This window comes from Corynebacterium sp. 32222D000AT (assembly GCF_053546955.1).
The window spans coordinates 172,228-182,508 of sequence record NZ_JBPPVW010000005.1 but is presented as its reverse complement, the minus strand read 5'-3'; the positions used below and the strand labels follow the sequence as shown (position 1 = coordinate 182,508).

Annotated in this window: 10 protein-coding genes and 1 other RNA gene; 2 read left to right on the top strand and 9 right to left on the bottom strand. The window is 68.0% G+C overall.

Going from position 1 to position 10,281, the window contains the following annotated elements:
* The first annotated feature begins 165 nt into the window (after positions 1–165).
* Together ACEE23_RS04990 and ACEE23_RS04985 are read left to right on the top strand one after the other, a co-directional pair.
* Complete coding sequence (locus ACEE23_RS04990) at positions 166–1,479, top strand: Mur ligase family protein (protein WP_368520497.1); 1,314 nt, start codon at positions 166–168, stop codon at positions 1,477–1,479.
* On the top strand, positions 1,472–2,227 hold the full coding sequence (locus ACEE23_RS04985) for a type 1 glutamine amidotransferase (RefSeq protein WP_448872967.1): 756 nt from the start codon (positions 1,472–1,474) through the stop codon (positions 2,225–2,227). The genes ACEE23_RS04990 and ACEE23_RS04985 overlap by 8 nt, the downstream gene beginning before the upstream one ends.
* On the opposite strand, the gene recR is transcribed toward ACEE23_RS04985, so the two are convergent.
* The 9 genes from recR to ffs all read right to left on the bottom strand — a co-directional run bounded on the left by recR (position 2,224) and on the right by ffs (position 10,115).
* Positions 2,224–2,880 (bottom strand): recombination mediator RecR, encoded by a 657-nt coding sequence (recR, locus tag ACEE23_RS04980; RefSeq protein ID WP_290224279.1) that lies wholly within the window; start codon positions 2,878–2,880, stop codon positions 2,224–2,226. The two genes, ACEE23_RS04985 and recR, sit on opposite strands and share 4 nt — an antisense overlap.
* A gap of 127 nt (positions 2,881–3,007) precedes the next feature.
* Positions 3,008–3,355, bottom strand: a complete 348-nt coding sequence (locus tag ACEE23_RS04975) for a YbaB/EbfC family nucleoid-associated protein (protein WP_368520499.1) — start codon at positions 3,353–3,355, stop codon at positions 3,008–3,010.
* A gap of 98 nt (positions 3,356–3,453) precedes the next feature.
* On the bottom strand, positions 3,454–6,039 hold the full coding sequence (locus ACEE23_RS04970) for a DNA polymerase III subunit gamma and tau (protein WP_368521526.1): 2,586 nt from the start codon (positions 6,037–6,039) through the stop codon (positions 3,454–3,456).
* A 17-nt stretch (positions 6,040–6,056) separates the two neighbouring features.
* Positions 6,057–6,500 (bottom strand): suppressor of fused domain protein, encoded by a 444-nt coding sequence (locus tag ACEE23_RS04965; protein ID WP_368521527.1) that lies wholly within the window; start codon positions 6,498–6,500, stop codon positions 6,057–6,059.
* 142 nt (positions 6,501–6,642) lie between these two features.
* Positions 6,643–7,914 (bottom strand): aminotransferase class I/II-fold pyridoxal phosphate-dependent enzyme, encoded by a 1,272-nt coding sequence (locus tag ACEE23_RS04960; RefSeq protein ID WP_368521528.1) that lies wholly within the window; start codon positions 7,912–7,914, stop codon positions 6,643–6,645.
* A gap of 92 nt (positions 7,915–8,006) precedes the next feature.
* Positions 8,007–8,729 (bottom strand): hypothetical protein, encoded by a 723-nt coding sequence (locus ACEE23_RS04955; protein ID WP_448871253.1) that lies wholly within the window; start codon positions 8,727–8,729, stop codon positions 8,007–8,009.
* Positions 8,730–8,737: 8 nt separating this feature from the next.
* Complete coding sequence (locus ACEE23_RS04950; RefSeq protein ID WP_368521530.1) at positions 8,738–9,496, bottom strand: ATP-binding cassette domain-containing protein; 759 nt, start codon at positions 9,494–9,496, stop codon at positions 8,738–8,740.
* Positions 9,493–9,861 (bottom strand): GntR family transcriptional regulator, encoded by a 369-nt coding sequence (locus tag ACEE23_RS04945; RefSeq protein WP_368521531.1) that lies wholly within the window; start codon positions 9,859–9,861, stop codon positions 9,493–9,495. The genes ACEE23_RS04950 and ACEE23_RS04945 overlap by 4 nt, the downstream gene beginning before the upstream one ends.
* A 155-nt stretch (positions 9,862–10,016) precedes the next feature.
* Positions 10,017–10,115, bottom strand: an RNA gene (gene ffs, locus ACEE23_RS04940) — signal recognition particle sRNA small type.
* Between the last annotated feature and the right edge of the window lie 166 nt (positions 10,116–10,281).

Genomic DNA, 10,281 nt, shown 5'->3' with positions numbered 1-10,281 from the left:
GGGCAGGGCGGCTCCCGCGGCTCCCGGCGCAAGCGCGGCGGGCGGCGGCGCGGTGGGCGCGGCAACCGCGGCGGGCAGCGCAACAGCAAACCGCAGGCAAATTCTTAAAAGCCCACCCGCGTGCACAATCGCGCCCGGGCCCACCGGCGGACTAACCTGTAGCCTATGAGTTTTAACCTACGCAGAACGCTCAGGAAGGTGCGGACGTCCGTCGCCACCTCGGCCGCGAACCTGGCCACCACGGCTTCCCGCGCCACCGGGCGCGGCGCCGGCGGGATGATCGGCGGCCTGGTGGCCAACGCCATCGACCCGAGCATCATGTCCTCCCTGGGCGGCGGCCGCCCGGCCGTCCTGGTCACCGGCACCAACGGCAAGTCCACCACCACCCGGATGCTGGCCGCGGCCCTGCGTACGCGCCACACCGTGGCCACCAACGACGGCGGCGACAACATGGACGCCGGCATCATCTCCGCCCTGCTGGCGGGCAAGGAGGCCTCCCACCTGGTCCTCGAGGTCGATGAGCTGCACGTGCCGCACGTGGCCGACAACCTGAACCCGCAGGCGCTGGTGCTGCTGAACCTCTCGCGCGATCAGCTCGACCGCGTGGGCGAGATCAACAAGATCGAGCGCGCCCTGCGCTCCTGCGTGGAGGCCCACCCGGACATGCTGGTCATCGCCAACTGCGACGACGTGCTGATGACCTCGGTGGCCTACGACGCCCCGAATGTCATCTGGGTGGCGGCCGGCGCCGGCTGGCTGGGCGACTCCGTGACCTGCCCGCGCACCGGCGGCCACGTGGTCCGCGAACCGGAGGACTGGTACGCGGTCAAGAAGCTGCCCGACGGGCGTGAATTCCGCCGCCCGCAGCCGGAGTGGACGGTCAGCGAAGAGGGCATCATAAGCCCCGCGGGCACCTTCCCGCTGAACCTGGCGCTTCCCGGGCGCGCCAATCGCGGTAACGCGGCCCAGGCCGTCGCCGCCGCCGCGGAGGCCTTCGGCATTGCTACCGACGCCGCCGTCACCGCCGTGGAAAGCATCGACGACGTGGCCGGGCGCTATTCCACCATCACCCGCGGCGAGCACGAGATCCGCCTGCTGCTGGCCAAGAACCCGGCCGGCTGGCAGGAAGCGCTGTCCATGGTGGACCGCAGCGCCGAGGGGCTGGTGATTGCCACCAACGGCCAGGTGGCCGACGGCGTGGACATGTCCTGGCTGTGGGACGTGCGCTTCGAGGACTTCGAAGGCATTTCCGTCAAGGCCGCCGGCGAGCGCGGCACCGACCTGGCGGTGCGCTTGGTCTACGCGGACATTACCCACGAGCTCATCCCGGATCCGGTCCAGGCCATCGACGCCTGCCCGCCGGGCCGCGTGGAGGTCCTGGCCAACTACACCGCCTTCCGCGATCTGAAAAAGGCCTTAGAGCGCGACGCCGCTGCGCAGCACGACAACTCGGAGAATAAGGAGAACCGCCATGCCTAATACCCTGTCCATCGGCCTGATTCTTCCCGATGTCTTGGGCACCTACGGCGACGACGGCAACGCCCTGGTGCTGCGCCAGCGCGCCCGGCTGCGCGGCTTCGACGCCGAGATCGTGCCCATCAAGCTGGGCGAGGCGGTCCCGGAACAGCTGGACATCTACACCCTCGGCGGCGGCGAGGACTCGGCCCAGATCCTGGCCGCGGAGCACCTCATCTCCGACGGCGGCCTGATCCGCGCCGCCCACGCCGGGCGCCCCATCTTCGCCATCTGCGCGGGCCTGCAGGTCTTAGGCGAGTCCTTCCGCGCCCCCGGGCGCGTGGTCGACGGCGTCGGCCTGCTGGACGCGACCACCTCTCCCCTGCAGGAACGCGCCATCGGTGAGGTCCAGTCCACCCCCTGGGCGGCCGGCTACACCAGCGAGCTGACCGAGCCGCTGACCGGCTTCGAAAACCACCTGGGCGCGACCATCCTGGGCCCGTCGGCCCAGCCCCTGGGTATCGTCAAGCGCGGCACCGGCAACAGCGATGCCGCCGCCACCGCCGATCTGCCCGACGCCAAGCAGCAGCGCGTCGGCGAGGGCGCGGTCCAGGACAGCGTCATCGCCACCTATATGCACGGCCCGGCCCTGGCCCGCAACCCGCAGCTGGCCGATCTGCTGCTGGCCCGCGCCACCGGCCAGCGGCTCCAGGACCTGGCTCCGCTGGACCTGCCGGCGGTCCAGCAGCTGCGGGCGGAGCGCCTGGCCTAGACCGTCAGACGGCCCGACAGGGCGCGCGAGAGCGTCAGCTCGTCCACGAATTCCAGGTCGCCGCCCAGCGGCATGCCGGAGGCCAGGCGGGTTATCCGCAGGTCCGGGAAGTCCTTGAGCAGGCGCACCAGGTAGGAGGCGGTGGCCTCGCCCTCCGTGTTCGGGTCGGTGGCCAGGATGACTTCCTTGATCTCCGGCGTGGAGTCGTACTGCGGGTTCTCCTCCGTGGAGTCCGCGAGCTCCCGGTCGGGCAGCACGCCGCCGATGCGCTGCAGCAGCTGGGAGATGTTCAGGTCTTTCGGGCCGATATTGGCCAACGGATCCAGCGCCCCGCCCAGCACGTGGTAGCGCCCCTCGTATTCGCCGGTGCGCTCGATGACCTGGATGTCCTTCGGCTCCTCCACCACGCAGATGGTGCTGCGGTCGCGCTGCGAGTTCACGCAGATGCGGCAGACCGATTCCCGGGAGATATTGCAGCAAATCCGGCAGAAGGTCACCCCGTCGCGCACGGCGGCCAGCGCGTTGCGCAGTCGCTCGATGTCCTCGGGTTCCATGTGCAGAATGTGAAACGCGATCCGCTGCGCGCTCTTCGGGCCCACGCCCGGCAGCCGGGAGAGCTCGTCGATGAGATCCTGCAAAGGTCCTTCAAACACCGGGCACCGACCTACTTTCTTTACTCCGGGAAAGGCAACGAGAACAAGAATAAGGCCGCAGCCTGCTTTTTCCCAAAAGCAAACCGCGGCCCGGTAAGACGGCTACGTCACGCAGCCGGGGGCAAGACTAACCCATCAGGTTGCCCATGTCGCCCGCGCCGCCGCCCATGCCCTGGGACAGCGGGCCGATCTTTTCCTGGGCCAGCTCGCCGGCCTTCTGGTGGGCGTCCTTGAAGGCGCCGATGACCAGGTCCTGCAGGGTCTCCACGTCCTCCGGGTCCACGACGGACTTGTCGATCTTCAGGTCCTTGAGCTCCGCGCCACCGGTCATGGTGCAGGTCACCAGGCCGTTGCCGGCGGTGCCTTCGACCTCAGAAGCCAGGATTTCTTCCTGGGCCTTCTGCAGTTCGGCCTGCACGCGGGCGGCCTGGGCGATCAGTTCATTCATGTCTGCGGGTTGATCCGGCTGGGTCATGGCTATGCCTTTCTCTCAAGAAATTTAGGGATAAATTCGCCAGTGCCCGAGTCTACCGCCAAAACTCGGGCGTTGAAGAGGCTGCGTGCCCCTGATCGCTACAAGCGACGCGCCCCCAGCTGATCGCTGAGCAGCTCCATCGCCACCTCCAAAGCACTGCGGTGGTCGCGCTCCCCGGTCTCCTGGGCCGCGGCCGCCATCATCTGCTCTTCCTCGTCCCGCAGCGCCGCCGCGTCCTGTGGGCCGGGCTGGCCTTGCGCCTGGCCCTGCTGCGGGGCCGCTGGCTGACCGGCCGGTTGTTGCGGCACGTAATCGTCTTCCGGCGGGACGCCGTAGCCTTCCTCCGGGCCCGGGTCCGGCGGCAGCGGCACCCCGTTGCTGAAGGTGTTGGCATCGCGCTTTTTCGCCTGCGCCGCTGCCTGCTGAATGCGGTCCTGCCAGCTCGGGCGCGCGTTAGCGGCATTCCCTCCGCCGGCGCCCGCACCTGCACCCGCACTGGGACCCTGCGCGGTGGGCGCGGCGGGCGGGGCCTGTTGGGGCTGCGGGGACGGTGCTGTCCCCGACTCTTCCGGCCCGCCTAAAGGCCGTGGGCTGCCCCAGCCAGAATTATCCGCGGGTTGCGGTTCGGGCGTGGGGGCAGCAGAGCTAGGCCTCTCGGACTCCTGATCGTCGCTGGATTCGCGCTGGTTTTTCTGCGGGTCCCAGGCCGGCTTGGCGCCCGGCTGGGCGTTGAAGCCCTGCTGGACGGGGTCGGTTCCGACCACGCACTCGATGCCGAGCTCGACCTGGTATTCCTCGCGCAGGACCCGCTGCAGGTCCCCGGCGTTTTCCGGGGCGTTCAAGCGCTGCGCCAGCGCCCCGGTGGTGTGTCCTAAGACCAAGGTGTTGTCCCGGATGCCCAGCACGCGCGCCTCGGTCAGCATGATCTCGGCGACCTTGTTGGTCGCGCCCACGCGCTCGCGCAACGTGGCCCACTGGTTCCGGATAGCCGCGGTCAGCTCCTCCGGGTCGGAAGCCTGCGCCTGCTCCGGTGCCGATTCCGCGGCCTGCCCAGACTGCTCGGCGTTATCCTCCTGCTCAGCGGGCTCCGCTTCCGGGCGCTCCGGCTGCTCGGTCGGCTGCGGCGCTTGCTCCGGCTCCGCGTCCGCGCCGTTCGTCGCCTGCGCGGCCGGGGCCTGTTCCTGGTGGGGCTGCTCCTGCTGCGCGTCAGCCGCTGCGGCTTCCGCCGGTTGCTCACCCGGGTGCTCGGCAGGCACCGGCTTTTCGACGTGGACCGGTGCCGGTTCCTGTGCGGGTGTTGGTTCGGATCCGTGGTCCTGGTTGCCCTGGGCCTGAGAGCTTGGGGCCGGAGAGTTTTGGGCCTGGGTGCCGTGGGCTTGGGCGTCGCGGTTTTGAGCGTTGCCCTGCTGCTGGCGCTCCCGGCGGGCGGCTGCGATTCGAGCGGCGGTGGCCGCGGCGGCTGCCGCGCCCTCCTGGGCGGAGCCGGCGGGCCGGGACTGGGCCTGCTGTGGTTGCTGCTGCGGCTGGCCGGACTGGGCCGCCGGGTGGGGCTGGCCGCTGGTGGTCGGCGCCGCGGGGCCGACTGCCGGGCGGGCGGCGGAGACCAGGTGAGCGCAGAGGATCTCCAGCAGCAGGCGCGGCGAGGTCGCCCCGCGCAGGCCGGCGATCTGCTCGCTGACGGTCTCGGCCAGAAAGACCAGGTGGTCGCCGCTGAAGCGCTGCGCCTGATCGGTTAGCACCTCGGCGCGGTCGGCGGGGGCGTCGACCAGGCCGGCGGAGATGGCGTCCGGGACGGCTTGGAGCACCATGAGATCGCGCAGGCGGTCCAGCAGATCGACGGCGAAACGGCGCGGCTCGTGGCCGGCCTCAATGACGTGGTCGACCAGCTGGAACAGGGCGGTCTTGTCGCCGCTGGCCAGGGCGGCGACGGCGTCGTCGATGAGGGTGATGTCCGTGACGCCCAGCAGCGGGCGGGCGAGCTCGTAGGTCAGGCCGTCCGGGCCGGCGCCGGCCAGCAGCTGGTCCAGAATGGAGAGGGTGTCACGCGGGGAGCCGCCGCCGGCCTGGATGACCATGGGGTAGACGGAGTCTTCGACCTGCACGCCCTCGGCGGCGACGGTGCGCTGCAGCAGCCCCTTCATCGCCGGCGGGGTCAGCAGCCGGAAGGGATAGTGGTGGGTACGCGAGCGGATGGTGCCGATGATCTTTTCCGGCTCCGTGGTCGCGAAGATGAAGATGACGTGCTCCGGCGGCTCCTCAACCACCTTGAGCAGGGCGTTCGCACCCGAGGCGGAGATCATATGCGCCTCGTCGATGATGAAGATACGGTAGCGGGACTCCGCCGGGGCGTAGTAGGCGCGGTCGCGCAGCTCACGCATGTCCTCCACGCCGTTGTGGGAGGCGGCATCCAGCTCAGTGACGTCCAGGTTGCCCGGCCCACCCGGGGCCAGGGAGACGCAGGACTCGCAGACCCCGCACGGGGTGGAGGTGGGCCCTTCCACGCAGTTGAGCGAGCGCGCCATGATGCGCGCCGAGGAGGTCTTGCCGCAGCCCCGCGGCCCGGAAAACAGGTAGGCGTGGTTGATGCGCCCCGAGTCCAGGGCAGCCGACAACGGGGTGGTGACCTGTTCTTGGCCTACCACCTCGGAGAAACTTGCGGGACGATATTTCCGGTAAAGAGCCACGCCGTAAATCCTACCGCTTAGCCATCGGCCCGGGAGAAGTCGAGCAGGTCAATCCCGCTGTCGGCGACTGCCTGCTGGAAAGGCCCCACGCCTTCGTCGGCGGCGTAGGAGTATTCGGCGTCGGTGAGCACCAGCAGCTGGCAGATCAGCGTCAGGCGTTTGTCCTCTGCCACCTGCGGGGTCTGCCCGCCCCAGAGGTAGGGGGCGATGAGCAGCCCGTGCCGGGCCGTGACGGATTCGTCGCGCTCCAGGGCGCTGCCCGCGGCCATGTTCGGCAGTAGGACGCCGGGCTGGGCCGGGATGACCCCGGCCGCCGCCGCAATCTGATCCGCGGCAGCCTGCACCGCCGCCGCCACCGTGGCGGGGTTCGTCCGGCCCACGGCCAGCAGCTCACAGCGCACGTCGACGCCATCGTCGGCGCGCTGCAGGCCGGTATCAACCTGGCTAAAGCCCACGGTCACCGCCAGCGCCTGGCCGTCGCCGAGCTCGGCGGTTCCGATCCGCCAGCGGGTGCCACCGTCAGCGGAGGAGACGTCGCGGAACTCCAGGGAGGCCGGGATTACTTGATCGAGCCAATACGCAATTTCCGTGTTGTTAATTGCGCTACGCCCCCAGCTTCTCGAGGGCGGCCAGAAGCACGCAGACGGCCACGCCGTCCATGGCGGCCTCGACCTCTTCCAGCGGCGGCATCGACGGCGCCAGGCGGATGTTGCGGTCGTTCGGGTCCTGGCCCAGCGGGAAGGAGGAACCGGCCGGGGTCAGCACAATGCCGGCCTCCTTGGCCAGCTCCCACACGCGGGTGGCGGTGCCGTCGATGACGTCCAGGGAGACGAAGTAGCCGCCGGTGGGCTTGGTCCACTGCGCGACCTCGTACTTGCCCAGGCGCTCGTCCAGGATGCGGAGCACGGCCTCGAACTTCGGGGCCAGCAGCGCGGCGTGGCGGCGCATGACCGCGCGCACGCCCTCGGCGGAGCCGAAGAACTCCGCGTGGGCGAGCTGGTTGACCTTGTTCGGGCCGATGCCGCGCTTGCCGGCGATCGACTTGAACCAGTCGAGATTCGCCTCGGAGGAAGCCACGAAGCCCACGCCGGAGCCGGCGAAGGTGATCTTGGAGGTCGAAGAGAAAACGAAGAAGCGGTTGGGGTTGCCCACCTCGCGGGACAGACCCAGCACGTCGATGATCTCCGGGAATTCGTCGGTCAGCGTGTGGACCGCGTAGGCGCTGTCCCACATGATGCGGAAGTCTGGGGCGGCCGTGTCCATGGAGGCCAGCTCGCGCACGACCTCCTCGGTGAAGGTAACGCCCGAAGGATTGGAGAACATCGGCACGGCCCACATGCCCTTGACCTGCGGGTCCTTGACCAGCTCGCGGATGGCCTCCACGTCCGGGCCATCTTCCAGCATGGGCACGGTGACCATCTCAAAGCCGAAGCGCTCCGTGATGCCGTGGTGGCGGTCGTAGCCCGGCACCGGGCAAATCCACTTGATCGTGTCTTCCTGACTCCACGGGCGCTCCGAGTCGTTGGTGCCGAAGGTGTAGGCCCAGGAGATGACGTCGAACTCGAAGTTCAGGGAGGAAGAGTCCCCGGCCATTAACAGGTCCGGGTTGATGCCCAGCAGCTTGCCCCACAGCTGGCGGATATCAACGATGCCCTGCAGGTTGCCGTAGTTGCGCACATCCGCGCCGGTGGCGTCGGTGTAGTTGTTGCGGCCCGGCAGCTCCAGCAGGTCCTCGGACAGCGCCAGCTGCTCCTTGGAGGGCTTGCCCCTAGTCAGATCCAGTTTCAGGCCCTTGGCCTTCAAATCTTCGTAATCGGCACGAATCTGAGTTGCTAGTTCGGCGCGCTCTGCCGCGCCCAAATCTAGAAGAGACATAGGAGCTAGTCTGCCTACCTTCCGGTATCCGAGGAGAGATCAGTGATTGCTTATTGGCCCCCTAGCATAGCGCCGCCTACGTGATTTAGCACTCAGCTGCGGGCGAGTTTAACCCTATCCGCACTACCCGCCCAGCGTGTGCGGGACCGCTGGATACTCACGCCGGCCGCCACTACCCCCACCACGGCTACCGGGATACAAAAGAGGAATACCCCCGGCAGCGGCGCGGGCACGGAAATGCCCAGCACCTGGTCGATGAACCACGCGACGGCGATGGCAACCGCGATACCGGCGAAGACCACCACCCACTGCGCGCGGGCCGAGCGGCGGGCGCGCACCGCGCCCAGCCCCACCCCGACGAGCGCGGCGGCTAAGAAGATGGTGAAGACCACCAGGAGAGTCAGGACCACCTCGCGCCCGCCTACCCCGGCGTCGGGGACGATATAGGGCTGCCCATTGGTATCGAGCCATTCCACCGGGCCGGAGGTGACGATGAAGCTGTCGTAGCCGGAGTAATACGGCGAGTCATCCTGCATGACAAACATCGCCACACCAAGCACGCCCGCGGCCACCGCGGCTGCGACTACCGCGCACACAACCGCGGAACCCAACCAGCGGCCGGGTGCGACCTGGTAGTCGAGCAGGTGGGCCGAGTCCGCCGCGGCGAGGGTGAAAATCACGGTCGTGGCCACGACGGTCAGGATGGTCCACGACCCGCCGTCCATAAAAAGGAAGCGGCCGCCGGCGGCCAGCCCCAGGGCCACCGCCATGCACCCGATGATCAGCCACGGTTGGCTGGCGATAAATACTGGCATTTTCATTGTTATTCCTCCCCTTGTTTCTGCACCAGCGCACCCGCTACCGCTACGTCCAGCAGCTCACTGGCTTCGAGATACGTCACGTCTACGCCGCGGGACTGGGCAAAATCCCGGGCTGAGGCCGAAAGACCGGTACCCAGCACCACCCGACGGTGCCCACCCAGCGCCTTGTCGGATAGCACCGGCGCGTTGCCGATGACCTCCGCCACCGCCTCCGCCGGCCCGTTCAGCACGGGGTGGGTCTCGCGCAGTTCATCCATGGCCACAGGCTCCTGGGCGCGGAAATCGCACATGACCACCACCGCATCAACCAGGCCCGCTAGATCCTGCGAGTGCTGGGAACTGACCCATACTTCGGCAGTTTCTGCGGCCTGCCGCAGCCGCTCCCGCACCTGGTTGCGGTGTGGGGCGTCCAAGCCGTTGAAGGGTTCGTCCAGTAGCAACACCGGTTTGCCGGCGGCCACTACGCTGCCGACGATGACCAGCTGGCGCTGGCCCACGCTCAGCTTTGCCAGCGGCGTGGTCGGGTCGAAGCCCAGCGTTTTCTCCGCTTCGCTCACGTCCAGCCCCTGCCAACCGCGCTGCACAGCGCGAAAATGGTCTCGGGGCGTGGTGCCGAAGAAGTGAATATCGGCGCTGGCTTGGCCGAAGGCCACATCGGGCTCCGTGCTGCGCCGGCGGAAAAACGTGGTCTTGCCGGAGCCGTTCGGCCCGATCAGCCCCACGATGGGCCGCGGGCTCCCCGTATCTTGCGTGCTAGTCATGGCCTTAACTCCTTAGCGATCATCTGGGCGATATCGTCTTCCCCCAAGCCCAGGGCACTGGCCTCCGCCACCAGTGGGCGGACAAAGTCTTGGGCGAACGCCTTCTTCCGTTGGTCCCTAATGCGCTCCCGCGCCCCGGGCATGACAAACATCCCTCGTCCTCTCTGGCTCTCCACGAGCCCGGCTTGCGCCAGCGCCGTGAGCGCCTTCGATGCTGTCGTGGGCGTGACCTCATGAAAATTTGCTAGTTCGTGCGTCGACGGTGTCCTGTCGCCTTCGGGCAGCTGCCCGGACAAGATCATGCCGCGCAGCTCCTCCGCTATCTGCTGATAGATAGGGCGGGGATCCTTAGCCGTTATAGCCATCCCGTCACCTTCCTTGTCGTTCCCGCAGCAAACCGACCTACCAACATGGTTTACTACGTAGGTAGTAAACCTAACCCAGACTGCCCACCCCGTCAAGACCCACAAGCGGACCAGACATAGAAAAAGGCCACCCGGCACTAACCGGATGGCCACAAAAATTAAGGGGACCTCGCGCACCCGTCAGAGCCTGCTGACCCTTGCTGCATTCCTGCCCTGGGGGAGTTCACAGGATGGACGCCACGCGAGATCCTGCTCCATACTCTAGCCGGGATTCCGGCGATAGTCCAAACAGTCCACTCCCCGCCCAGGCGCCCACGCGCGCCACCACCACCGGCCCCAGCAACCACCCACCCGACAGACACCTTTATGGCCTTAGAACACCCACCCATTTCCCAAGCTGACCTGCCGATTTTGTCGCTA